The sequence below is a fragment of the Paramicrobacterium humi genome (genome assembly GCF_900105715.1).
Lineage (GTDB): Bacteria > Actinomycetota > Actinomycetes > Actinomycetales > Microbacteriaceae > Paramicrobacterium > Paramicrobacterium humi.
The window spans coordinates 64,552-88,914 of sequence record NZ_FNRY01000002.1; the positions used below are offsets into that span (position 1 = coordinate 64,552).

Here is a 24,363-nt window from a genome sequence, read left to right on the forward strand (position 1 = left end):
GTGAACGCGCTGCACCGGCTCGCGCGGTCGTGGCATCGCCTCCCCGCGTGGCTCCGCGTCGTGCTCGTGTTCGGCGCCGCCCGCGTCGTGACCACGCTCATGATGCTGTGGTTCGCGGCGCACCAGCAGGCGAACCCGTGGACCGGCCCGCAGCCCGGCTACACCGCGTTCGCGTCCATCTGGGACGGGCGCTGGTACCAGATCGTCGCGGCGGGGGGCTACCCGAGCGAGCTGCCGCGCACGGAAGACGGCTTCGTGAGCGAGAACGCGTGGGCGTTCATGCCCGTGTATCCGGCCGTCGTGCGGCTCGTGATGACGGTCACGTTCCTGCCGTGGGACATCGCCGCCGTCGTCGTGTCGGTGCTGTGCGGCTTCGGCGCCGCGCTCGTGTTCCACCGGCTCATGCGCGAGGTGCTCGCCCCGTCGACCGCCATGTTCGCCGTCGTGCTGTTCGCCGTCGCTCCCACCTCGCCGATCCTGCAGGTCGCGTATGCGGAGTCGCTGTACTTCCTTCTGCTCGGCGTCGCGCTTCTGCTCGTGCTGCGGCACCGGTACCTCACGGCGCTTCCCGTCATCGCCGTCATGGCGCTCACCCGGCCGAGCGGTCTGGCGTTCGCGCTGTTCCTGCTGCTGCACCTCGGGCACCGGCAGTGGTGCCGGGCGCGGCATCCATTCCCCGTCGGGGAAGCCGTGAGACTCTGCGTCGCCGGACTGTGGGCTGCCGTGATGGGGTTCGCGTGGCCGGTGATCGCGTGGATCGTGACGGGCTCGATGACGGCGTACACCGACACCGAGCTCGCGTGGCGCTCCTCCTACATCGGGCACGGCGAGCTCGTGCCGTTCAGCTCGTGGTTCGAGGGCGCCGACTGGTGGATGCTGCACTGGTTCGGGCTGCCCGGCGGCGCGTGGGTGCTGCTGCCGCTGCTCGTCGTCGTCGCCCTCGGCCTGCTCAGCGGACCGGCACGTCGCCTCGGCGTCGACTTGCGCTTGTGGGTCGTTGCGTATCTCGTGTACCTGCTCGCCGTGTTCTTCCCGCAGTCGAGCACGTTCCGGCTGCTCGCTCCGGCGTTCCCGATCCTCGGCGCGTTCGCCGTGCCGCGCTCGCGCGTGTACCGCATCGCGGCTGTCGCGGTCTCACTCGCGCTGCAGTGGTGCTGGCTCGCGGTGTGCTGGCGCGTCGACGGCTACGACTGGACACCGCCGTAACGGAAGCGAGCATTTCTCAGTCGATTGGCACCGCGGCGCGAATCACGGGATAATGGTTGTATCAAGCGCGAAAGGGGTGCCGAATGGCAGCAATGAAGCCGAGGACCGGAGATGGGCCTATGGAGGCTGTAAAGGAAGGTCGGCTGATCATTGTCCGTGTGCCGTTGGAAGGGGGCGGGCGTCTCGTCGTGTCGGTGAACGACGATGAGGCGAAGGAACTCCACGACGCTCTCGCCGGAGTGGTCGCAGCCGGCTGAGTCCGGCAGGCAACCAGAAGGCGCCCGATCTGCGACGATCGGGCGCCTTCTGCGGTTAACAGGCGGGTCGGATGCCGCTCAGCCGAGCTTCGTCAGCTGAAGCAGTCCGTCGCCGACGGGGCTCAACGCGCTGACGACGGCGTCGGACGCCGCGATCTCCTCGATGAGCGAACGGAACGCGCTCGTCACGGCGTCACGCTGCGCGGGATCGGCGACGCGGCCCTTGTACAGGGCGTGCGGCACGAGGACCGTGCCGCCCACGCGCGCCATGCGCAGCGCGTGCTCGACGTTCTCGATGACCTCGGCGGGGTCGGCGTCGACGAGCACGAGGTCGTACGAGTCCTCGTTCATGCGAGGCAGCACGTCGCGCGCGCGACCGGTGATGAGCCGGGTGCGGTTCGCGCCGATGCCGGCATCGGCGAAAGCGGTGCGGGCGTGGCCGAGGTGCTCGGACTCCGAATCGATCGTCGTGAGCACGCTCTTCGCGCTGCCCGCGAGCAGGCACAGCCCTGAGACGCCGGCCCCCGTGCCGATCTCCATCAGGTTGTGCGCGTCGCTCGCGGCCGCGATGAGTGCGAGCTGCGCGCCGGTGCCCGGGGAGATGGCCGTGATGCCGAGCTCGAGCGACTGGGCGCGCGCCTTCTGCACGGCGTCGGCCTCCGAGACGATGTCGTCGGCGTACTTCCAGTTCGAGTCTTGTTCTGACACGGCGGCTCCTGAATCCTGATCGTGTGCCAGTTTAGGCGGCTTCTCGGCGTCGAGGCGGAGCCACGACGGGGTAGTCTGAACTCGTGCTAGGTACGGGTTTGACGGCAGACAAGCTGCTCATCATCGCTGTCGTCGCCGTGTTCCTGCTCGGCCCCGAGAGAGTGCCGATGTACGCGGCGAAACTCGCGCAACTCGTGAAGAACGTGCGCAACATGGCGCGTGACGCCAAGGAGCGCGTGCGCGACGAGATGGGCGAGGACTTCGACGACATCGACTGGAAGAAGCTCGACCCGCGCCAGTACGATCCGCGCCGCATCATCCGCGACGCCCTGCTCGAGGACGACGAGCCCGCACCCTCGGCCGTGCTGCGCCCCGCGGCATCCGAACCCGCTTCGCCGAATCGGCAGCAGCAGCTGGAGTCCGGGCTCGAGGTGGCCCCGCCGCCGTTCGACGCGGAGGCGACGTAGCCTGAGAAGGTGATCCCGCCTCGCGACCCCGGCCCGCCGCCGGACCGCTGGCACGGCCACGAGCACGGATCGCCCGAGTACCGGCGGCTCATCGCCGCACTGTTCTTCGCGGGAGTGGCGACGTTCGCCCAGCTGTACTCGCCGCAGGCGCTGCTGCCGCTCATCGCCCGCGACCTGCACGTGACCGAGTCGACATCGGCCGTGCTCATCTCGGCCGCGACGCTCGGCCTCGCCATCGGAGTGATCCCGTGGTCGCTCGTCGCCGACCGCGTCGGCCGCGTCCGAGCGATGACGATCGCGGTCATCGCCGCGACGGTGCTCGGCATCCTCGTGCCGTTCGCACCGGGCATCGAGCTCATGCTGGGCCTCCGCCTTCTCGAGGGCCTCATGCTCGGTGGCGTCCCCGCGCTCGCCATTGCGTACCTGAGCGAAGAGCTCGCGCCCGCTCACACGGCGAGGGCCGCGGGCACCTACATCGCCGGGACGACGATCGGCGGGCTCAGCGGGCGACTCGTCGCGGGGGCATTCGCGGACATCGCCGGCTGGCGCGTCGGCATCCTCGCCGTCGCCGCGCTGTGCGCGGCCGCGGCCGCCCTGTTCGTCGTGCTCGCTCCGCCCCCGAGGGGCTTTCGCCCCGGACGCCGCACCGGCGTGCTGCGCCGCGTGCGCGGCGCTGTCGCCTCACCGCGACTGTGGGCGCTCTACGCGCAAGGGTTCCTGCTCATGGGCGGTTTCGTGGCGATGTACAACTTCCTCGGCTTCCGGCTCGAGCGCGCCCCGTTCGCCCTGTCAACGGGCGCCGTGAGCCTCATGTTCCTCGCGTACCTCGCCGGCACGTGGTCGTCGGCCCGCGTCGGCGCTCTCGCCGAGCGCTGGGGACGACTGCGCGTGCTGGCGGGCGGGATCCTCGTGATGGTGTGCGGCGTGCTCGTGACGCTCAGCGACCAGCTCGTCGTCGTGCTCGCGGGGCTGGTGATCATGACGGCCGGGTTCTTCGCCGCGCACGCGATCGCCTCCGGCTGGACAGGCCAGCTCGCGACGACCGGCCGGGCGCAGGCCTCGTCGCTCTACAACCTGATGTACTACTCGGGATCCAGTCTGTTCGGCTGGCTCGGCGGCATCTTCCTCGCGGGGTTCGGCTGGCCGGGCACCGCGGTCATGATCGTCACGCTCGCTCTCGTCGGACTCGTCATCGCGGGCGCCGCGCTGCGCCGGGTGTAGCGGACGAGCCCCCGGACGGGTACCCTCGCACGCATGTCCCGCCCCGAACCCCGACCTGTCAGCTGGCACGAGCTCAATCGCATCCGCGGCCGCGCCGTCGCGACGGCGACCGGCACCGTCCTCGAGGTCGGCGCCGGCTCGGGCGACAACTTCGCGCACTTCGCTCATGACGTGACCTGGATCGGACTGGAGCCCCACGCGAAGAGCCGGGCCGCACTCGAGCGCACGGCGCACGCGCTCGGGCACGACCGTCCCGTTCTCGCGGCGACCGCCGAGCGCATTCCGCTCGCCGACGCGACTGTCGATGCGGTCGTCGCGACGTTCGTGATGTGCTCGGTCGACGACGTCGCGCAAGCGCTGCGCGAGTTCCGCCGCGTACTCGTCCCCGGCGGGCTGCTCGTTCTCGTCGATCACGTCGCAGCGCCCGCGGGAACTGGAACGCGCCTTCTGCAGAACTTCGTCTCTCCCGTGAGCCGACGGGTCGACAAGGGCTGCCGGTGGAACCGCGACATCACGCCGGAGGTCGAACGCGCGGGCTTCTCCGGAATGAGCGTCGAGCGCTACCGCATGGCGGCGCTCGGCGGGCTGCTCGCGGTGCCGTGCGCAGTCCACATGGCGCACTCCTGAGCCGCTACCGAGGGGAGAGGCCGAGCTTTCGCCCGGCAAGACCACGTCCGCGGCTCAGCAGCGCGTCAGCCGCCCGCTCGATTGCCGCGCTTGCGGCATCCGTCGGGTCGTCAAGCACGATCGGCCGGCCCGTGTCGCCGCCCGTGCGCAGCGGCACGCTCAGCGGAACCGATGCGAGAACGGGAACGGGCGTGTCCTGACCGGCCGAGAGGCGACGGGCGACCTCGCTGCCGCCGCCCGCGCCGAACACCTCGAGCACGCTGCCGTCGGGCTGTGCGAGGCCGGCCATGTTCTCGATGACGCCGACGACGCTCTGGCCCGTCTGCCGGGCGACGAGCCCCGAGCGCTCGGCCACGTCTGCGGCGGCGGGCTGGGGCGTCGTGACCACGACGACTTCCGCGTGGGGCAGCAGCTGCCCGACCGAGATGGCGATGTCGCCCGTCCCCGGCGGAAGATCGAGAAGCAGCACGTCGAGGTCGCCGAAGTACACGTCCGTGAGGAACTGGTTGAGCGTGCGGTGCAGCATCGGGCCGCGCCACGCGACCGCCGTTGACGTGTCGTCGACGAACATTCCGATCGAGATGACCTTGACCCCGTGCGCGACGGGCGGGAGGATCATCTCGCCCACCCGCGTCGGCTTCACGATGAGCGGGGCGCCCGCGTCGTCGACGGCGCCCTCGACGAGCCCGAGGATGCCGGGAATCGAGAAGCCATGCACGTCCGCGTCCACGAGGCCGACGGCGAGACCGCGCTTCGCGAGCGCGACGGCGAGGTTCGCCGTGATCGTCGACTTGCCGACGCCGCCCTTCCCGCTCGTGATGGCGAGCACCCGGGTGAGGGAGTCGCGCGTGAACGGCATCTGCCGACCCGCCCCGCGCAGCCGCTCGATCAGGGCCGTGCGCTCCGCGGGAGTCATGACGCCCACGTCCACGGAGACGGACGTGACGCCCCCTGCGGACGCGGCGGCCTCGCGCACGTCGCGCTCGATCGCGCGAGCGGCGGGGCAGCCTACGATCGTGAGCCGGATGCCGACGCTCACGTTCCCTGCCTCATCGGCGCGCACCTCGCGCACCATGTCGAGCTCGGTGATGGGCTTGCGGATCTCGGGGTCGATGACGCCGTCGAGTGCTCGGCGAACCGCAGCCTCGACGGTCTCACGCGTCACGGGACTCGGTCTCCGAGGCGTTGTCCTTCTCCTCGAGCTCCTCGAGAAGTGCGCGCAGCTCCTGCCGGATGAAGTCCTTCGACGCCATGTCGCGCAGCGCGAGCCGCAAGGCGACGACCTCACGCGCGAGGTACTCGGTGTCGGCGAGGTTGCGTTCGGAGCGCTGCCTGTCCTGCTCGATCTGCACGCGGTCACGGTCGTCCTGCCGGTTCTGCGCGAGCAGGATGAGCGGGGCCGCGTAGGAGGCCTGCAGTGACAGCATGAGGGTGAGGGCCGTGAAGCCGAGCGCGACGGAGTCGAAGCGCGCGGTCTCGGGACCCCACGTGTTCCAGACCATCCAGACCACGCAGAACACCGTGAGCGCGAGCAGGAAGCTCGGCGTGCCCATCGCACGCGCCACCCACTCGGTGAAGCGGCCGAACCGGTCGCCGTCGCCCTTGCGCGCGAACAGGGGAGTGCGCACGCCGCGCGGCGCGTCGAGCCGCTGGTCGTCCTTGGGGGACCTAGCCATGCGCCGACCTCCTCGCGCTCTCGTGTCTCACTGGTTCGTCTTCGTCTTGGCTTCGCCAGTCATCGGGCAACAGATAGTCGAGGATGTCGTCAACAGTCACCACCCCGACCAGCTGGTGGGCGTCATCGACCACGGGAACGGAGACCAGGTCGTAGCTCGCGAGAATGCGCGTGACCTCGGCGGCGGAGGCGTGCGCGCTCACGGGCTCGAGGCTCTGGTCGAGAATCGCCCCGAGGCGCTCGTGCGGCGGATGCCGCAGCATCCGCTGATAGTGCACCATGCCGAGGAACCGGCCCGTCGGCGGTTCGTACGGCGGGAGCGTGACGCACAGCGCGGCGCCAAGCGCGGGCGGAAGATCCGCCTTGCGGATGAGCGCGAGGCCCTCAGCGACCGTCGCGTCGGCAGAGAGGATCACGGGCTCGGTGGTCATGAGCCCGCCGGCGGTGTCCGGCTCGTACTCGAGCAGCATCCGCACGTCGTCGGCCTCTTCCGGCTCCATGAGACCGAGCAGCTGCTCCTGACGCTCGTCCGGCAGCTGGGCGACGAGGTCGGCGGCGTCGTCGGGCTGCATCTTGTCGAGGACGGCGGCGGCCCGATCGTCGTCGAGTCGGGCGAGAAGCGCGATCTGGTCGTCGCCGGGCATCTCCTCGAGCGCATCGGCGAGCCGGTCGTCGGGAAGCTCGGCCGCGACTTCGAGCATGCGCTCCGCGGGCAGGTCGAGGATCGTGTTCGCGAGGTCAGCCGGCTTCAGATCGGTGAAGCTGGCGACGAGGTGCTCGGCGGACTGCGCCTCCGTGGAGATCGTCTCCCGCAGCTCGCGCCACGTCGCGAACGCCGTCGGTCCCTTCGCGAAGAGGGAGCCGGAGGACTTCGGCCGTCGCACGAAGTACTGGCTGACGTTCCAGTCTCCCGGTCGCCGCTCATCGATAGCGACGTCCTCGATCGTCGCCTCGCCGGAGCCGTCGACGAATTCGACCTTGCGGCCGAGGATCTCGGCGATGACGCGGATCTCTCCACCGCGCTGCTCGAAACGGCGCAGGTTGATCAGTCCGGTCGTGATGACCTGCCCGGGCGCGATCGAGGTGACTCGGCCGATCGGCACGAACACCCGACGCTTGCCGGGAATCTCGACGATGAGTCCGACGACGCGAGGCGGGTCGTTCGTGCGGTTCACCACGAGCACGTCACGGACCTTCCCGACCCGGTCACCGGCCGGGTCGAAGACGGTGCAGCCCGCGAGGCGGGCGACGAAGACTCTGGTGGAACTCACACCACTAACTTAGACTGCCGCGCGCACGTTTCGGGACCCTCGCCGACAGCGCACAGGCGAGCGTGGAACAATGAACGTGTGAGCTACCAACAGTCCTCCGGTCGTGGGCGAATGTCGCTTCAGGGCATTCCCCGTGGTGAGACCGTGGCGTCGTACGAGACATATCCCGAAGCCCAGCGCGCCGTGGACAAGCTCGCCGCCGCGGAGTTCCCCGTGAAGAAGGTCACGATCATCGGGAACGGGCTCACGAGCGTCGAGCGGATCACGGGCAAGCTCAGCTACGGGCGCGCCGCGGCGTCCGGCGCGGTGAGCGGAGCGTGGCTCGGTCTCTTCTTCGGCCTGCTGCTGATTCTGATCAACCCGACCGCCGACATGGTCTTCATGGGCGCCGCGATCCTCATCGGCGCCGCCTTCGGCATGGTGTTCACGATGTTCAACTACGCCATCAATCGCAAGCGCCGTGACTTCAGCTCGATCGCCCAGATCGTGGCGAGCTCCTACGCCGTGATGGTCGAGCCGGATCTCGCCAACAAGGCCCGAAACGTACTCGGCGTGGAGCCGCCCGCCGCGCTCTAGCGCGTCGACTGCCGTGCGATCCACGCCTCCACGTCGTCCGCTGTGCGGGGAATATCGGCGGAGAGGTTCACGGCGCCGTCGTCGGTGACGAGGATGTCGTCCTCGATGCGCACGCCGATGCCGCGCAGTTCTTCGGGCACGGTGAGGTCGTCGGGCTGGAAGTAGAGACCGGGCTCGATCGTGAACACCATCCCCGCCTTCACCTCGCCGTCGTGGTACATGTCGCGGCGCGCTTGCGCGCAGTCGTGCACATCGAGCCCCAGATGATGGCTCGTGCCGTGCACCATGTAGCGCCGATGGTACTGGTTCTCGGGCTTGAGCGATTCCTCGGCGGTCCCGGGAAGGATGCCCCATTCCGCGGTGCGCTCGGCGATGACGCGCATCGCCTCTGCGTGCACGTCACGGAAGATGATTCCCGGGCGCACGATCGCGAATGCGGCGTCCGCCGCCTCGCGCACGGCCTCGTACACGCGGCGCTGCACGTCAGTGAAGCGACCGCTCACGGGCAGGGTGCGGGTGATGTCCGCCGTGTACAGGCTGTCGAGCTCGACGCCCGCATCCATAAGCATGAGCTGGCCCGGACGGACGGGACCGTCATTGCGGGTCCAGTGCAGGATGCACGCGTGGGCTCCCGCCGCGGCAATGGTGTCGTAGCCGACCGCATTCCCGTCGAGGCGGGCACGCGTGTAGAAGACGCCCTCGACGGCGCGCTCGCCGCGCGGCTCCTCGATGATGCGGGGGAAGTCGGCGATGACGTCGTCGAATCCGCGCGCCGTCGCGGCGACGGCGGAGCGAAGCTGAGCGATCTCGTAGTCGTCCTTCACGAGTCGGAGCTCTGAGACGAAGGTCGTGAGCTCCGCGTCATCGGGCACGCGCACGTCGTCGTCGCCCGCGTGGAACTCCTCGAGGTGGGCAGTGGCGATGTCGAGGTCGGCCGCGACTTGAGCGAGAGAGGGACGCGCGCCGATCCAGAACTCACCGATAGCGGGATTCGCATAGAACTCGCTAGACGTGCGGTCGGCGCGCTCACGGAAGTAGAGGGTGACATCGTGCCCGTCAGCCGTTGGCTCGAACACGAGCAGCGAGTCGGGCTCCGCGTCCGAGCCCCACCCGGTGAGGTGAGAGAACGCCGAGTGCGCGCGGAACGGATAGTCGCAGTCATTCGAACGAACCTGCAGCGATCCGGCCGGAATCACCAGCCGCTTTCCCGCGAACGCGGCAGAGACCGCGTCGCGACGGCGTCGAGCATAGCCGGCGGACTCGCGCGCGGCAGGCAGCTCGTCGGCCCTGCCCGCCCACTGCGAGCCGATGTACTCCTGGAAAGTGGAACTCGACGGCGTCGTCGAACGGTTGCTCGTCCCGGGCACGTCCTTGTCGACGGGCGTGGTCGTGACATCTGTGGCTGGCGTTTCCATGCCTCTATTGTTCCACCGTCCGCTGGCAGGCGGCTCAGCGTCAAGCCGGACGAGCGGCCCTGTCACTCGGACGGCGGGTGGGTTGCGGAGTCTGGGCGCTCAAATATCGAGGACGCCATCGTGAGCCAGCTCCGGCGACGGCAGACGGCCCGTGGACAGGTCCTCCATCAGATGGATGGACGCATAAAGCGCGGGGGATACCCGTCCTGCGTCGTCGAAGACCCGAATCGTCCGTCGAAGCCGACCCTGAACATAGTGGGGATGCCGAAAACTCACTTCTACGCGTGTGAACGGCCAGGTGCCTTCGACATCGACAGACGGATCACTGAGGCCGTGCGACAGCGGGGAGGTTCTGCCATCCTCCCCGCGCCAATAGTTCGCCAGGTGAGCGAATTCGCTCCGCACCGCCGCTACGGCTGACTCGCAATCTGCCTCGGTGATCTCGACACGATTCCACCGGAGACCGGGATCGTTCGGCTCGTTGTCGACGTCTCGAACTCCGATCACGTCGATGACGTCCCTCAGTTCGTCCTCGCTGAACGGTTGGGCGCCATCACCTGTCGTGCGCGGCACGTCGTCGGCCGGCAGGGCGACCTGTAGCAGCTCGTGGGCGAACGATGTTCCGCCCCATGTTCGGACGGGTTCGGGCGCGGCTGCGTAGAGCAGCAGCATGGGTCGTTCGCCATCATCGACGGCGAACGCCGCGCGACGATCGGATGAGACACGTCGCTGCACGCTGTCGGGCCCGAGCACCACGAGTTCATCCGTCGATGACCACGCCGACAGATCCCTTGGGTGCGGCGACGGTAACGTGCTCAACCAGAGACCGTGGCGCGTCGCGCCCAGCAGGTGCGAAGCCTGCAGTGCGACGAAACGCGTCAGAGTGCCGTCCCACGCAACATGAATCGCAGCCGGTTCTCCCGGCGGGGTCGCGGGATCCTCTGACTCCATCGGTCTGTACAACACCCACGCACCAGTGGGAGCGCGCAATACGGTCGCCGTCGGCGAACGAAGCCCCACGTCGAGGTCAGGCCACGACACCAGCAGATCAGCATGCCTGAGGCGCCGCACGATCGCGACGGGCTCGCAGTGACTGACGATGATCGCGGTCTCGCCGATCGCCACTTCCCGCCACGTGACCGGTTGCGGATGCATCGGCCAATTCTTCCAGACTGCGGCTCCGCCCCGTCAACGGTCCTTGTTATTCGCCCGATCAGGGCCCCCATAGGATGACGGTATGAGTGCCTCCGTTCGCGGTCCTGCCGATCTGCACGCGCATTCCGCGGTGTCGGACGGAACGGAGCAGCCTGCTGAGCTCGTACGCGCGGCGGCGCGAGCGGGACTGGGCACGATCGCGCTCACAGACCACGATTCGACGGCGGGATGGGAGGAGGCCTCCCAGGCAGCACTCGAGGCCGGCATCGCACTGATCCCCGGCATGGAGCTCAGCACCCGGTACGGGCACAAGAGCGTGCATCTTCTCGCCTACCTGTTCGACCCGAGCGATCGTGCGCTCATGGACGAGACGGCGCGCATCAGGGAGTCGCGGTTGACCCGCGCCGAGCGCATCGTCGACAACCTCGCGCGCGACTATCCGCTCAGCTGGGATGACGTTCTCGCCCAGACGCGTGATGGGGCGACCGTTGGTCGTCCCCATATCGCGGACGCGCTCGTGCACTTGGGCATCGTGCCCGACCGCAGCGCTGCGTTCGCCGGCATCCTGCACCCCTCCCGGGGCTATGTGATGCCGCACTACGCGCCGGATCCGCTCACCGCCGTCGCGCTCGTGCGGGCGGCAGGCGGAATCCCGGTCGTCGCGCACCCCGCGACGCGGGGGCGCGCGCACGTGCTCACCGCCGACTATGTGAAGTCGCTGGCCGGTGCGGGCCTGTTCGGCCTCGAGGTGGAGCACCGCGAGAACACGGCAGACGGCAAGCGCCGGCTGCGCGAGCTCGCGGAGCGATTCGACCTCGCCGTGACGGGCTCAAGCGACTACCACGGCGAGGGGAAACCCAACCAGCTCGGCGAGAACACGACGGCCCCCGAGGTGGTCGAGCGCATCATCGCCGAGGCGAGCGGCTGGCAGCCGGTGGTTCCGGAGAACCCGGCCGCGTCGCCCTAGTCGGCGCGCGGCGTCCGGCGGCGGTTGCGGCGGCGCGGAGCGCTGTTGCCGTCACTGTGTCCGGGTCCCTGACCGTCGTGCGTTCCCGTTCCGGGAGCGCTCTCGGGCGAGGTCTTCTCGGCGGCGGGGGAGGAGCCCTGCGGACGCGATGCGCCCCCACGAGTGCGGCGGCGGTTGCGGCTGCGCGTGCGCGGCTGCCCCTCGCTTGTACGGTGCTCGCTCGGCGCGATCTCCGGCTTCGGGGCGACGATGCGGCCCTTCGTTCCGGCGGGAATGTCGAGGTCGGTGAACAGGTGTTCGCTCGAGGAATACGTCTCGACCGGTTCCGGCTGCCCGAACTCGAGGGTGCGGTTGATGAGGGCCCACTTGTGCAGGTCCTCCCAGTCGACGAACGTCACCGCGATTCCGGTCTTTCCCGCGCGACCGGTGCGGCCGGCGCGGTGCAGGTACGTCTCGGGGTCGTCGGGGATCGTGTGGTTGATCACGTGCGTGACGTCGTTGACGTCGATGCCGCGAGCGGCGACATCGGTCGCGATCATGATCTCCTTCTTGCCCGCCTTGAACGCGGACATGGCGCGTTCGCGCTGCTCCTGGTTCAAGTCACCGTGCACGGCGACGGCGGGGAAGCCGCGGTCGCGCAGCTCCTCGAGCAGCTTCGCCGCCGCGCGCTTCGTGCGCATGAAGATGATCGTCTTGCCGCGGCCGTTCGCCTGCAGGATGCGAGAGATGACCTCGTCCTTGTCGAGTGCGTGCGCCCGGTAGATGACGTGCTTGATGTTCGCTTGCGTGAGCCCCTCGTCCGGCGCGCTCGCGCGAATGTGGATGGGGCGCGACATGAAGCGGCGCGCGAGGGCGACGATGGGTCCAGGCATCGTGGCCGAGAACAGCATCGTGTGCCGCACCGCGGGGGCCTTCGAGAACAGCTTCTCGATGTCGCTGAGGAAGCCGAGGTCGAGCATCTTGTCGGCCTCGTCGAGCACCATCTCCTGCACGTGCGAGAGATCGAGGATGCGCTTGTTGATGAGGTCGATGAGCCGGCCGGGCGTGCCGACGACGACTTGGGCTCCGGCCTGCAGCTGATCGATCTGGCCCTCATAGGCCTTGCCGCCGTAGATCATGGCGACCGAGATCTTGCGATTGGATGCCGCGACCTCGATGTCCTCCGCGACCTGCGTCGCGAGCTCACGCGTCGGCACGACGATGAGGGCGCGCACTCCGGGGCCCGGGTCGACGCCGATGCGCTGCAGCAGGGGAAGCCCGAAGCCGAGCGTCTTGCCCGTTCCGGTCTTGGCCTGCCCGATGATGTCCTGCCCCGTGAGCGCGAGCGGAATCGTCTGCTCCTGGATGGGGAAGGGTTCGGTGATGTTCTTCTGTGCGAGGGCGTCGACCATGTCCTGGTCGACCCCGAGATCTGCAAATGTCACGAGGTAATAGCTGCCTGTCAGTGCCTGAAAAATGGTCTACGCCTGTTTCTCACACTGAGGCGTAGTCGCCCGATCCGACGCCGGGCTCCCCACGAGCTTAGCCGACAGTGCATCGCGTAAGCTGGACGCGTGGTTTTTCGGTTCCGACGGCGCGGCACGCTCACTGAGGCTCCTCACCTTCGGGGACGAGGCGAGACGGATGCTGTCCGCGTCGAATTCACCGATCTGAACCCCGACACGAGCACATACCTCGGGCAAGTCGCCTATCTGCAGCTGAGCGTCTTCGAAATGCTGTCCGACCTGGCCGCGCGACTCGACGACCTGGAGGTGTCGCCGCGGGTCGCGTCGGCAGCGGGCGTCGCGCTGCGCAAGTACGAGGCCCTCGCGGAGGAGATCCGGCGAAGGGAGGAGGACCCGGGCATGTCTATGGCGGCGCCGCGCGAGGTCGTGCGCGAATTCCGCACGGCCACGGCGGGGCACACGCTCGAGGAGCGCGCCCTTGCGGCGTACTTGACCGCCGGGCTCCTCGACGACCTCTTCCTCGGCCTCGCCTCGAGTCTTCCCGCGGACCTCGCTCGGCGCGTGATCGCGATTCTCGCGGCCGATAACGAGCGCGACGTGCTGCGCCAGCACCTCCAAGACCGCATCGCCGCCGAACCGGGGATCGCGGCGATGCTCGCCCTCTGGGGGCGGCGGCTCGTCGGCGACACGCTCCTGCTCGCGCACCGGGTCGTGCCAAGTGAGAACGGCGAGAGCGACGAGCGCATCGAGCCGGCCTTCACCGAGCTCATCGCCGCCCACACACGGCGGATGGACTCACTCGGCCTCACGGCCTGAGCTTCGCGGCTACGACGCGTGATCGGCCGGCGGCCACTCGACCAGGTCAGCCTCCCAGCTGTCAGGCAGTCCAACCCGCCGCACGGCGCGATTGGCAGCGAACATCACGAAGCCGATGAGCATCATTGCGGCGAACACGGCGACTGACCACCCCAGGCCGACGATGCTGAGAAAGACGCCGCCGAGCAGCGGCGCCAGTGGCGCCACGGCAATCGACGACAGCGACAGCACTGAATTCATCCGCGCCTGCATGTTCTGCGGCGTGATCGCGCTCATATAGCCGAGCAGGCCCGCGTTCGCCGGCGCGATGAAAAGCGACATCGCGAAGGCCAAAAGCACGAACTGGGCGTACTCGTTCGAGAGTGCGAGCCCGAAGCAGCCCAGCACAGAGGGAGCCAGGCAGACGATCGCGAGCGGGCCACTCGGGAACCGTTTGACCAGAGAAGGCGCGACGATCGAGCCGATCAGCATGGCGACCCCGGCAGCCACATCGACAAGAGCGATCAGCAGCGGAGCCGTGTGGATCGCCACCAAATGCAGGTTGATCGAAACGAAGGTGCCGCCGAACGCAAGGTTGAGGAGCGCGACCACGCCGATGGCGGTGCGGATGATCGGCACTGCCGTCACGAATCGGAATCCGTCGACGAGGGAGGCGACCGCTCCCACTCGGCGCTCGTGCGAACGGCGGTCGTTCAACGGAACCCGCACAAGCAGAGTCGTCACGCCCGCCAGCAGGTAGCCGATGGCGCTGCCCAGGAACGGAAGTGCGCGGGAGAGGCCGTACAGCAGGCCGCCGAGCGGGCCGGAGACGAGACTCGCGACTGCTCCGCGGCCCTGCATCGCCGCCATTGCGGTGCCCAGCTGTTCGGACGACACCACGTAGCGAATGCCTGCGCTTTCCGTCGGTGCGTAGAACGCCGACACAGCCGCGGCGACAAGGAGCCCCGCGGCCAGCTCTGCCGCCGTGAGCATGCCAGTGGCCTCAGCAAGCCAGAGGCTCAGCCAGACGATCAAACCGATCGCTGAGCAGGTGAGCAGCAGTCGACGGCGGTCCACGCGATCGGCGACGACTCCGGCGGGCAGGATGGCTAGGAGCAATCCCGCCTCGCTGATCGCCCCGATGATGCCCGACCCGAGGACGGACCCTGTTATTCCGAATGCGATCAGGGGAACGGCGAAGACCGCCGTCCCATTGCCGACGAGCTGGCTTGTCTTGCCGGTCATCAGCAACAGGTAGGGCGCGTTTCGCCACAGGCTCGATGCGGCGTCGCTGTGGCCCGCAAGAGAAGGATTGACCGTATTCATGGTGATCGCAAGCATAAAAGCGCAACAACTATTGCGCAATAACAATTGCGCAATAAAGATTGCTTATTTGGGTAGACTTCCGGTGTGAACGAACAGCCGTACGCCGTGACGGACCCGGCGACGCTGAGGGCGCTCGCGCATCCGCTTCGCCAGCGAATCATGTGGGAACTGGCCGCCCGCGACTACTTGCGCGCCACCGACCTCGCCAAGATCTGCGGTGAACCAGCGAATTCCGTGAGCTTCCACTTGCGCAGCCTCGCGAGAGCCGGATTGATCGAGGAGAAGCCGGAGCAGGCGCGCGACAGCAGAGATCGGGTGTGGGGGATGACGCACCCGGAGGGCGTGCACTTTCCCCAGGCGGATATCGCGACCAATGCGCTCCTCGCCGAGCGACTGGATTGGGTGAAAGGCCTCCTGGACGAGACCCTGCCGCGGGACCCTCACGCTGCGCGCACTCAGTACCTGGGCGCCGCGGTCCTCACCCGGGACGAGGCGCTGACGATGGCGGAGGAGGTGATGGCCGTGTTCGAGAAGTGGCGCGAGCGGGGGTCGAAGGCGGCCATCGAGCACCCGCACGACCCCGACAGAGTTCTTCACTTCACGGCCGCATTCGTGGGCAACCCCCGCGTCTGCGAGCAGCCGTCACCCGTTCAGGAGGTGCACGACCTCGGCTCATCCGTTGCCGACGATCCCGCGTGACGCTGCGTCGTTCCGCGTTGCAGACCGTCACGAGCTGTCGTCTAGCTCCCGCTCCGGAGCCTCAGCCGTTCACCGTGACGCCTGGCGGGCGGAAACGATGCCGCCACGCGGCCGAATGCGAGCGCTTGTCGGCCTCTCGGCCTGAGCGCGTCAGGCGCCGAGCGCGCGGAGCGTCGCGGCATCCGCCTTGTTACGGCTCGAGCCGAGCACGAGGTCGACGGCGACGCACACGATGGCGGTAACCGCGAGAGTGACGACCCAGATCCAGCCGCCGTCCCACGCCCAGCCGAGCCAGGTCAGGGCGAGCCACACGATCGCGGAGACGATGCCGCCGAGCGCGGGAATCAGCATGCTGCCGTGCTGCGCCCGCCAGGGCAGAGCGTAGCGCGCGGCGAGACCGACGCATACGCCGAACAGCATGATGAAGAGCAGCTCCATGCGCTGAACCTATGCGACGAAGCCGACGCGGCGGGACTCTTCGTTTCCGAGCTCGACGTACGCGACGCCCTCCGTCGGCACGAGGAAGATGTTGCCCTTGTCGTCGGAGAGCTCGAAGAACGGGTCCTTGGCGGAGAGCGCATCGCCGATGATCTTCTTGACCTCGTCGATCTTCGAGTCGGTCGAGAGGTTGATCTCACGGGGGCTGTTGGTGATGCCGATGCGGATGTCCACGAATGTCCCTTTCGCTCTGATACAGCAACACTACGGCACCCCTGCGGCGCCCGGCGAACGCGCCGTGCCGCCCAGAGCGAACACCGATCCGCCGAGGCGCGAGCAGCAGGTCACAGCGCGTCGAGCAGAGCGGCGAGGGGACGGTGGCGAGGCCGGCGGCATCACAAGGGGCTGGGGAGAGTACGCCTTCCGTCGTCCCTTCCGCGGGACGCATCTCGCGGTGCCGTTCGCCGCGGGCACGTGCCGCCGCGACGGCGTGCGCGACGGGCGATGTCAGCCGCCGCCGCTAGCGTGGAATTGTGACTTCCACCGCCTTCGTTCAGCAGCAGCACTCAGCGCGATGGACGGATGCCGCTGAGCTCGATCCCGCACAGGCGACGGTGCTCGAGCGCCCCTCCGGGGAGAGCTGCGCCGTGTTCGGCGCTCCCGGCTCGGGGAAGACGACAACGCTCGTCGAGCTCCTCGCCGAGCGAATATCGAACCGGGGCTATGCGACGCGCGAGGTTCTCGCGATCGTCCCCTCACGCCTCGGCGCGACGAAGCTTCGCGACCGGCTCGCCCTTCGAGTGGGCGTGCCGACCGACGGCCCGCTCGCGCGCACGGCGAACAGCGTCGCATTCCACATCGTGCAGCAGGCCGCGGCCGTGCGCAGCGGGGAGCCACCGCGACTGCTCACGGGCGCCGAGCAGGACCGGGTGATCGCGGAACTGCTCGAGGGGCACCTCGAAGACGGGTCGGGGCCGAACTGGCCCGACACTCTCGGCCCTGACGTGCGGGAGCTTCAGGGATTCCGCACCGAGTTCCGCGAGCTCATGATGCGCTGCGTCGAATCGGGCGTGTCCACCGCAACGCTCCGGCGCCTCGGCGACGAGCACGACCGCCCCGAGTGGCGAGCGGCCGCCGCGCTCATCGACGAGTACGGCGAAGTGCTCGACCACTTCGCCGCCTCCTACCGCGACTCTTCCGAACTGCTTGCCGAGGCGGTGCGCGTCGTCACCGATGGCACCTACCAGACGGGCTTGCGCCTCGTCGCCGTCGACGACGTGCAGGAGTTCGGCCCCGGACTGTTCCGGCTGCTGCGCGCGCTCGCCGAGCGCGGCGTCGAGATCGCCGTGTTCGGCGACGCCGACGTCGCGGTATCGACGTTCCGCGGCTCGGACCTCGGCGCTCTCGGCTCCCTCAGCGATCGTCTCGGCGTTCCCGTTCGGCAGCTGACCCTTGACCGTGTCCACCGGGGCGGTCCCGGCATCCGATCTATCGTGCGCGAAGTGACCGATCGCGTGGGAGCGGCAGCGAGCGTCGCGCACCGTGCCGCCGCCGCGGCCAGCGACCTCGACGAGAGCGATGTGCCGCCCGTCGTGCGCATCGAGGCCTCGTCGCCTGCCGCCGAGTATCGGCAGATCGCGCGCGTGCTGCGCGAGCACCATCTCTTCCGCGACATTCCCTGGTCACGCATGGCCGTCGTCGTGCGTTCGGGCGCACTCGTGCCCGCAGTGTCGAAGGCGCTCGCGCTCGCGGAAGTTCCCACGAGCACCCCCGTCGGAGCGACGAGCATTCGCGACGCGTACGCCTCGCGACAGCTCATCGATGCAGCCGCGATCGCGACCGGGTACACCGCGATGACCTCCGAACTCATCGAGTCGCTCGCGACCGGGCCGCTGTGCGGTCTCGACACCGTCGCGCTCCGGCGGCTGAAGCGCGCGCTGCGGCACGAGGACATCGCCGGCGGGGGAACGTCGACTCCCGCGCAGCTTCTCGTCGATGCCTTCGGGCACCCCAACGGCTTCGCGAGCATCGACTCGGCCGCGGCGCGCCGCGCCGGCCGCTTCGCGAGAACGCTCGACGCCGCGGCGGCTCTCGCCTCGGCGGGCGGCAGCATCGAAGAGGTGCTGTGGGAGATCTGGTCGGCAAGCTCGCTCGCCGACACGTGGGGCAGCCAGGCGCTCGGCACCGGTCTCGCGGCAGAGGAAGCCAACCGGCACCTCGACGCGGTGATGGCGCTGTTCACCGCGGCGAAGCGGTACGTCGAGCGGGATCCCGCCAACGCGGCGAGCGGGTTCCTCAACGAGGTGTTCGCCGCCGAGGTCGCGGAGGACTCGCTCACTCCGCAGGCGGCCGCCGACGCCGTGTGGGTGGGGACGCCGAACTCGGTGATCGGCACCGAAGTGGACATCGTCGTCGCCGCGCACCTACAGGACGGCGCATGGCCGAATCCCCAGCTGCGCGGCTCTCTGCTCTACCCGCAGCAGTTCAGCACTGTGCTCGCCGGGCTTCCCGTCGCCGACATCGACGCCCGTGCCGAAGTGCTCGGCGACGAGCTGCGCATGTTCGCCCTCACGGTGTCGCGTGCGCGCCGCCAGGTCGTGGTGAGCGCGACCGTGACGGACGACGAGCAGCCATCGGTGTTCCTCCGATTCCGCGGCATCGCGGATGCTCCGCTGAGGAACCCCGCCGAGGGACGCCACGCGTTCACGCTGCGGGGCCTGACCGGGCAGCTGCGGCGTGTGGCGACGCACAGTGCCGACGACCACGAGCGTCGCGACGCCGCATCCGCCCTCTCCCGACTCGCGGAAGCAGGCGTCGCGGGAGCGCACCCTCGCGACTGGTACGGCACGCGTGAGCCGTCGACGCTCGCGCCGCTCGTCGATCTCGACGACGACGAGAGCTTCGTGCACGTGTCCCCGTCGAAGCTCGAGACATTCGAGAAGTCGCCACTCGTGTGGTTCGTCGACACGATGGCCGCGGCGCCGTCCGGCGTCATCGCCGGAATCGGCACGGTCATCCATGCCGCGATGGAGAAGGCCGGCCTGCTGCCGCACGAGGAGCAGACCATCGAACGACTCGGCTCCGCGGCGCTATGGGCCGATGTCGACGCTCGGTGGGGCGAGCTGCAGTTCGATGCCCCGTGGATCGGCGATGCGCAGCGCCGACGCGCCAGGGAACTCGTCGACGCGCTCTCCGACTACCTCATCGACGCGAAGCGGGGAGGCGCCCGCGTGCTGAGCTCCGAGGGTCGTTTCAGCATCGACGCGGGAAAAGTACGGCTGACCGGGTCGATCGATCGCGTCGAACTGCGTGAGGACGGCAGCGTCGTGATCATCGACCTCAAGACGGGGAAGACGATTCCGAGCGACGCGGACATCGTCACTCACGCGCAGCTCGCCGCGTACCAGCTCGCGCTCACACACGGGGCGATTCCGGATGCCGCCGGCAACCCGAACGGAGGGGCCGCGCTGCTGTTCGTCTCGAGCGGAGTGCGCGGCAAACGGTATCGCCTCAAGCAGCAGGAACCGGCAGACGCGGAAACGCTCGACGCGTTCACGAAGCGACTCGCCGAGGTCGGTACCGGCATGGCCGCCGCTGTGTTCCCCGGCGCTGTCGACCTCGACGAACGCGATCCCGCGGCGGGCTTCGCCTACCGCATCCACCTGATCGCAGCGGTGTCCGCATGACCCGCTACACCGCCCGTGAGATCGCGGCACGACTCGGGCTGCCCGCGCCGACCGAGGAGCAGGTCGCCGTCATCGAGGCGCCGCTCCAGCCGGCCCTCGTGGTGGCAGGCGCCGGGAGCGGCAAGACCGAGACGATGGCGAACCGCATCGTATGGCTGCTCGCCAACGAGCACATCACCGTGTCCCAAGTGCTCGGGCTCACCTTCACCCGCAAGGCAGCGGGTGAGCTCGCCAGCCGGGTGAGAGAGCGCGTCGCGCAGCTGCGGCGCCTCGACGACGCCGACGGCGGAGACGTGGACGTGCTCGAGACGCCGACGATCTCGACCTACAACGCGTTCGCCGCCTCCCTGTTCCGTGAGTATGGCCGCCTCATCGGGCGCGAACCCGACGTCACCGTCATCACCGAAGCCTCGGCCTGGACGCTGGCGCGGGAGATCATCGTCTCGAGCGATGACGATCGTCTCAGCGGGCTCGACAAGAGCGTCGACCAGATCACCTCCGCTGTCGTGCGCCTCGCGCACGCGCTCAGCGACAACGACGCAGCGCATCGCCGCGACGAGATCGAACGGCTGTGCGAGCAGTTTCCCGCGCTGCTGGAGCTGCCCATCAACGATGACACGACACGCAAGCGCCGCCCCGACCCGGATCTCGAGAAGGCGTGCGCCGAACTCGGGGCGCTGCCGACTCTCGTTGAGCACGCGCAGCGCTTCGACGCCGAGAAGCGCCGACGTGGGCTCATCGAGTTCAGCGACCAGGTGTCGCTCGCGCTCGAGATCTGCCGGCGCATCGAGCGCGTGCCGGCGGAATACCAGGAGCGCTACAAGGTCGTCATCCTCGACGAGTACCAGGACACCTCCGTCGTGCAGACGGAGCTGCTCGCCCGATTGTTCGCCGGGCACGGCGTCATGGCTGTCGGCGACCCGAACCAGTCGATCTACGGCTGGCGTGGCGCGAGCGCGTCGAACCTCGCCCGGTTCTCCGCCGATTTCGGCGGCGGACACGCCGACGGCTACTCGCTGTCGACGAGCTGGCGAAACCCGCGCCTCGTCCTCGACGCCGCCAACGCCCTCGTCCGCCCGCTTCCCGCACTCCCCGGCGTCGCCGTCAAACGACTGTCTCCGGCCTCGTTCGCCGGCGACGGACGCGTCGACGTCGACGTCGCTGAGACCATCGTCGACGAAGCGGACACGACGGCGCTCTGGCTCGCCGCGCAGCTCGAGCGGCCCGGACGGTCCGCCGCGCTCTTGTGCCGCTCCCTCAAGACCGTTCGGCCGTTCACCGACGCGCTCGAGCGGCGCGGCGTGCCGTACCACGTGCTCGGCCTCGCCGGTCTGCTCGAGCAGCCGGTGATCGTCGACCTCGTGTGCGCGCTTCGCGTTCTCAACGACCCGACGGCGGGTTCAGAACTGATCCGGCTGCTCACGGGCGCCAGGTGGCGCATCGGCACGAAGGACATCGCGGGCCTGCGTGAGACGGCGCGGTGGCTCGCGAAACGCGACGTGCATCAGCAGCTCATCCCCGACGAGACACGGCAGCTGCTCCGCGAGTCGGTAGCCGACGACGACAGCGCCTCGCTCGTCGATGCGCTCGACTTCCTCGTCACGGCGCCCGTGGACCACCGCGCTCTCGCAGACATCACACCGGTCGGCGTGCAGCGCATGAAAGCCTGCGGGCGCAGCCTCGCCGAGCTGCGTCGACGCTCCGGTCTCGCGCTCAACGATCTCGTCAACCTCGTCATCCAGGAACTCCAGCTCGACATCGAGGTCGCCGCCAACGCGACAAACGCGCTGGGAGCCTCGAGCATCGAAGCGTTCTCCGAGCAGATCTCCGCGTACCTCGCCGTCGACGAGCGCGGTGCTCTCGGGCCCTTCCTCGCGTGGCTCGCCGAGGCCGAGAAGCGCGAGAACCTCAGCCCCCGCAGCGAGGACCCCGAGCCTGGCACGGTGCAGATCCTGACGATCCACGGCGCGAAGGGCCTCGAGTGGGATGCGGTCGCGGTGCCGCGGCTGGTTGACGGCGAGCTGCCGTCGACGCTGCGCAGCAAACGGGGATGGACGGCGTTCGGCGAGCTGCCCTATGAGTTTCGCGGAGACAGCGCGGACCTGCCGCAGCTCGCGTGGCGTGGTGCTGCGAACCAGCAGGACTTCGCGCGCGCTTACGCGGCGTTCGGCGCCGAGCTCGAGTCGAGAAACGCGGAAGAGCAGCGGCGACTCGCCTATGTCGCCGTCACCCGGGCAAAGGACGCCCTTCTTGCGACCGGATCGTTCTGGTCGAGTCAGTCGCGTCCGCGCCGACCGGGCGTCTTCATGCGTGAGGTCGCCGCGGCAGTGGCGACGGAGCCCGTCGAGCTTCCTGAGCAGCCCCTGGCGGAGGAGAACCCGCTCGCCGTCGACGTGGATCATGTGCCGTGGCCGCTCGACCCGCTCGGGCCGCGCGAGGCGGCCGTGCACGCGGCCGCCGAGCGGGTGCGGAGCGCCGACCCGGACGCCGCCACGCCGTGGGACGACGAGATCGCGCTGCTCCTCGCCGAACGCGAGCGACGTCAGAATGCGACAGCCCAGGTCGACCTGCCGCACCGCGTACCCGCTTCGCGCTTCAAGGACTTCGTCAGCGACCCTGCAGCCGTCGCCGCTCGCGCACGCCGCCCGCTGCCCGAGAAGCCCTATCGTCAGACGCGGCTCGGCACTCTGTTCCACAGCTGGGTCGAGGAGCGCGCGGGAATCCGCGGCGGCTCTGAGATGCTCGACGCTTCGCTCGACGAACTCGACATCGAATCCGACGAGAGCGGAACCCTCCTGCCCGCCGAGCAGGCGGAACTCGACCAGCTCGAGGTTCTCAAGCGCACGTTCGAGGCGTCCGAGTGGGGACCGCGCATGCCGATCGAGGTCGAAGAGGAGATCAACTTCGTCCTCGCCGGCCAAGTGATCATCTGCAAACTCGACGCCGTGTACCGCACCGCTGACGGCTACCAGATCGTCGACTGGAAGACCGGTCGGCCGCCGAAGAGCCCGGAGGAACTGGAAGAGCGCCAGCTGCAGTTAGCACTGTACCGCGCCGCGTACGCGGAAGCGCGCGACATCGACCCCGAGCTGATCGACGCTGTCCTGTACTACGTGGCGGACGATCTCGTCATTCGCCCGGATCACTTGTCGTCGGCGGAGGAGCTGCGCTCGCGCTGGGAGTCCTCGGTGCTTCCCAGCTGAGACAGATCGATCGGCCCCGTGGCCAGATCGTCTTGAGACGCTGGCGCTTCATCGACGTCCGTCTCGTCGTTCGCCTCCTTGTCCCACTCTGAGAGGAACTCTGAGCGGTCGAAGCTGTCGGTGTCCATCGAGATGGCCGACGACGGCGCGCGGGGAGGCGTCGGATTCTTGTCGAGCATGTCCTGCACGTCGGACACCGTCATGATCGGGCCGGTCGCGGGGGACAACGGCGACATGAGGTTGCCGAGGACGCTGTCGACGAGACCGTCCAGCATCGAGACGGCGTCGGCGACGATCGCCTCATCGTGAGTGTCGCGCCCGTGCAGCAGCCACCGCGCGAGCTCGAGCTCCGCATACAGCAGCGATCGCTGTCGGATGAGCGCATCGGGGGACCGGTGGCTGGCCGCGACATACCCCGCGAAAACGCTCTCGGCCGCTTCGCCGGCCGCCGACAGCCAGTGCAGGTCATGTGCCGGGTCGGAGACCTTGAGCGAACCCCAACCGAGAACGCCGGTGACGATCGGGCCCGCCTCGTGGTCGGTGATCAGGAACGAGTCCGCCGCAACGGAGCCGTTGATGACCGTCGGCAGGAATCGCCACAGCGCCTCGTCGGCCGCGGCCTCGAGCCAGCGGTTCTTGACCGCCGCCGGAAGCATGCCGGTCGCCGCTGCCCGCTCGATGACGTTCCGCGCTTCCTCCCGGCAGTCGGACGCGCTCTGCACGGGAAGGCCCGCTTCCGAGACGAACGAGCTGGGCAGGCCGTGGATGGCCGCGAGAGCGCCCCCGATGGAAGCGGCGACACCGTCGCCGGCGGGAATCGCGGCCGCCTCCACCTGGTACCCGTAGAGGTAGTCGTAGACGACCGCGCGAGAGCCATCGACGGGGGCTTGGCCGATGACGCGGTGCACGTCGAACGGGAGGCGGCTGCGGATGCCGTCCGACATCGACTGCAGAACGAGAAGCTCGCGCGACTGGTCGGTCTCCGCTTGCTGCGTCGTCGGCACCCGGACCACGTACTGGGACTGGTCGTCGCCGAGCAGGAGGGCGGAGTCGAACTCGCCGGACTCTCCGTGGCCGAGAGGGCCGCTGCCGACGAACGACGTATCGGGCAGGGCCGACGCCGCGACCGCGGCTAGAGTGAGAGGAGACCTGGCCATGGCATCTAGGTTAGGTCGAGAACCGCCGCCTGGCGCATGCGCCACGCCCGTCCGATGCCGAGGAGTCCG

Annotated in this window: 22 protein-coding genes; 11 read left to right on the top strand and 11 right to left on the bottom strand. The window is 68.9% G+C overall.

Annotated elements, in window-relative coordinates; genetic code table 11:
* Together BLV49_RS15455 and BLV49_RS15460 are read left to right on the top strand one after the other, a co-directional pair.
* On the top strand, positions 1-1,206 hold the full coding sequence (locus BLV49_RS15455) for a mannosyltransferase family protein (RefSeq protein WP_245723734.1): 1,206 nt from the start codon (positions 1-3) through the stop codon (positions 1,204-1,206).
* A gap of 83 nt (positions 1,207-1,289) precedes the next feature.
* On the top strand, positions 1,290-1,463 hold the full coding sequence (locus BLV49_RS15460; protein WP_091187546.1) for a DUF3117 domain-containing protein: 174 nt from the start codon (positions 1,290-1,292) through the stop codon (positions 1,461-1,463).
* 78 nt (positions 1,464-1,541) lie between these two features.
* Here the strand turns inward: BLV49_RS15460 and BLV49_RS15465 are convergent, their stop codons facing one another.
* Positions 1,542-2,171, bottom strand: a complete 630-nt coding sequence (locus BLV49_RS15465; protein ID WP_091187548.1) for an O-methyltransferase — start codon at positions 2,169-2,171, stop codon at positions 1,542-1,544.
* A gap of 98 nt (positions 2,172-2,269) precedes the next feature.
* On the opposite strand from BLV49_RS15465, the gene BLV49_RS15470 reads away from it, so the two are divergent.
* From BLV49_RS15470 to BLV49_RS15480, 3 genes are read left to right on the top strand one after another with little or no spacing between them, the layout of a single operon-like run.
* Positions 2,270-2,638, top strand: coding sequence for a twin-arginine translocase TatA/TatE family subunit (locus BLV49_RS15470; protein ID WP_245723735.1), 369 nt, complete (start codon positions 2,270-2,272; stop codon positions 2,636-2,638).
* Between the two features lie 9 nt (positions 2,639-2,647).
* A complete protein-coding gene (locus BLV49_RS15475) occupies positions 2,648-3,859 on the top strand; it encodes an MFS transporter (protein ID WP_245723736.1) in 1,212 nt (403 codons plus the stop codon).
* Positions 3,860-3,892: 33 nt separating this feature from the next.
* Positions 3,893-4,486 carry a class I SAM-dependent methyltransferase gene (locus tag BLV49_RS15480; protein WP_091187556.1) on the top strand — a complete coding sequence of 198 codons (594 nt, stop codon included), beginning with the start codon at positions 3,893-3,895 and terminating at the stop codon, positions 4,484-4,486.
* Positions 4,487-4,490: 4 nt separating this feature from the next.
* Here the strand turns inward: BLV49_RS15480 and BLV49_RS15485 are convergent, their stop codons facing one another.
* The 3 genes from BLV49_RS15485 to BLV49_RS15495 are packed head-to-tail and all read right to left on the bottom strand — an operon-like array spanning position 4,491 to position 7,432.
* Positions 4,491-5,651, bottom strand: a complete 1,161-nt coding sequence (locus BLV49_RS15485; protein WP_091187559.1) for a P-loop NTPase — start codon at positions 5,649-5,651, stop codon at positions 4,491-4,493.
* A complete protein-coding gene (locus tag BLV49_RS15490) occupies positions 5,641-6,162 on the bottom strand; it encodes a DUF1003 domain-containing protein (protein ID WP_091187562.1) in 522 nt (173 codons plus the stop codon). The genes BLV49_RS15485 and BLV49_RS15490 overlap by 11 nt, the downstream gene beginning before the upstream one ends.
* Positions 6,155-7,432 (bottom strand): magnesium transporter MgtE N-terminal domain-containing protein, encoded by a 1,278-nt coding sequence (locus BLV49_RS15495; RefSeq protein ID WP_091187564.1) that lies wholly within the window; start codon positions 7,430-7,432, stop codon positions 6,155-6,157. Before BLV49_RS15495 ends, BLV49_RS15490 begins: the two co-directional genes overlap by 8 nt.
* 144 nt (positions 7,433-7,576) lie before the next feature.
* On the opposite strand from BLV49_RS15495, the gene BLV49_RS15500 reads away from it, so the two are divergent.
* Positions 7,577-8,008 carry a YflT domain-containing protein gene (locus BLV49_RS15500; RefSeq protein WP_245723737.1) on the top strand — a complete coding sequence of 144 codons (432 nt, stop codon included), beginning with the start codon at positions 7,577-7,579 and terminating at the stop codon, positions 8,006-8,008.
* Here the strand turns inward: BLV49_RS15500 and BLV49_RS15505 are convergent.
* Positions 8,005-9,423 (bottom strand): aminopeptidase P family protein, encoded by a 1,419-nt coding sequence (locus BLV49_RS15505; RefSeq protein ID WP_091187569.1) that lies wholly within the window; start codon positions 9,421-9,423, stop codon positions 8,005-8,007. The genes BLV49_RS15500 and BLV49_RS15505 overlap by 4 nt on opposite strands.
* A gap of 99 nt (positions 9,424-9,522) precedes the next feature.
* Positions 9,523-10,578: a hypothetical protein gene (locus tag BLV49_RS15510; protein WP_091187572.1), complete on the bottom strand. Its 1,056-nt coding sequence runs from the start codon at positions 10,576-10,578 to the stop codon at positions 9,523-9,525.
* A gap of 82 nt (positions 10,579-10,660) precedes the next feature.
* Here BLV49_RS15510 and BLV49_RS15515 point away from each other — a divergent pair, with 82 nt between their 5' ends.
* Entirely contained in the window at positions 10,661-11,545 is an 885-nt protein-coding gene (locus tag BLV49_RS15515) for a PHP domain-containing protein (RefSeq protein ID WP_091187574.1), read from the top strand.
* Here BLV49_RS15515 and BLV49_RS15520 read toward each other — a convergent pair.
* Positions 11,542-12,936, bottom strand: coding sequence for a DEAD/DEAH box helicase (locus BLV49_RS15520; protein WP_176980913.1), 1,395 nt, complete (start codon positions 12,934-12,936; stop codon positions 11,542-11,544). The two genes, BLV49_RS15515 and BLV49_RS15520, sit on opposite strands and share 4 nt — an antisense overlap.
* A 162-nt stretch (positions 12,937-13,098) precedes the next feature.
* Here BLV49_RS15520 and BLV49_RS15525 point away from each other — a divergent pair, with 162 nt between their 5' ends.
* Positions 13,099-13,806 carry a ferritin-like fold-containing protein gene (locus BLV49_RS15525; protein ID WP_091187578.1) on the top strand — a complete coding sequence of 236 codons (708 nt, stop codon included), beginning with the start codon at positions 13,099-13,101 and terminating at the stop codon, positions 13,804-13,806.
* A gap of 9 nt (positions 13,807-13,815) precedes the next feature.
* Here the strand turns inward: BLV49_RS15525 and BLV49_RS15530 are convergent, their stop codons facing one another.
* On the bottom strand, positions 13,816-15,126 hold the full coding sequence (locus BLV49_RS15530; RefSeq protein WP_091187580.1) for an MFS transporter: 1,311 nt from the start codon (positions 15,124-15,126) through the stop codon (positions 13,816-13,818).
* A gap of 69 nt (positions 15,127-15,195) precedes the next feature.
* Here BLV49_RS15530 and BLV49_RS16970 point away from each other — a divergent pair, with 69 nt between their 5' ends.
* Positions 15,196-15,810: a winged helix-turn-helix domain-containing protein gene (locus tag BLV49_RS16970; protein ID WP_091187582.1), complete on the top strand. Its 615-nt coding sequence runs from the start codon at positions 15,196-15,198 to the stop codon at positions 15,808-15,810.
* A gap of 150 nt (positions 15,811-15,960) precedes the next feature.
* On the opposite strand, the gene BLV49_RS15540 is transcribed toward BLV49_RS16970, so the two are convergent.
* Positions 15,961-16,248 carry a hypothetical protein gene (locus BLV49_RS15540; protein ID WP_091187585.1) on the bottom strand — a complete coding sequence of 96 codons (288 nt, stop codon included), beginning with the start codon at positions 16,246-16,248 and terminating at the stop codon, positions 15,961-15,963.
* A 9-nt stretch (positions 16,249-16,257) separates the two neighbouring features.
* Positions 16,258-16,482 carry a DUF3107 domain-containing protein gene (locus tag BLV49_RS15545; protein WP_091187588.1) on the bottom strand — a complete coding sequence of 75 codons (225 nt, stop codon included), beginning with the start codon at positions 16,480-16,482 and terminating at the stop codon, positions 16,258-16,260.
* A gap of 299 nt (positions 16,483-16,781) precedes the next feature.
* Between BLV49_RS15545 and BLV49_RS15550 the strand changes: the two genes are divergently transcribed.
* On the top strand, positions 16,782-19,934 hold the full coding sequence (locus BLV49_RS15550; protein WP_245723738.1) for a UrvD/REP family ATP-dependent DNA helicase: 3,153 nt from the start codon (positions 16,782-16,784) through the stop codon (positions 19,932-19,934).
* The gene (locus BLV49_RS15555) at positions 19,931-23,137 is read left to right on the top strand and encodes an ATP-dependent helicase (protein ID WP_091187593.1); all 3,207 of its coding nucleotides are present in this window, start codon (positions 19,931-19,933) and stop codon (positions 23,135-23,137) included. The genes BLV49_RS15550 and BLV49_RS15555 overlap by 4 nt, the downstream gene beginning before the upstream one ends.
* Here BLV49_RS15555 and BLV49_RS15560 read toward each other — a convergent pair.
* Positions 23,077-24,294: a phosphotransferase gene (locus BLV49_RS15560; RefSeq protein ID WP_091187598.1), complete on the bottom strand. Its 1,218-nt coding sequence runs from the start codon at positions 24,292-24,294 to the stop codon at positions 23,077-23,079. The two genes, BLV49_RS15555 and BLV49_RS15560, sit on opposite strands and share 61 nt — an antisense overlap.
* Between the last annotated feature and the right edge of the window lie 69 nt (positions 24,295-24,363).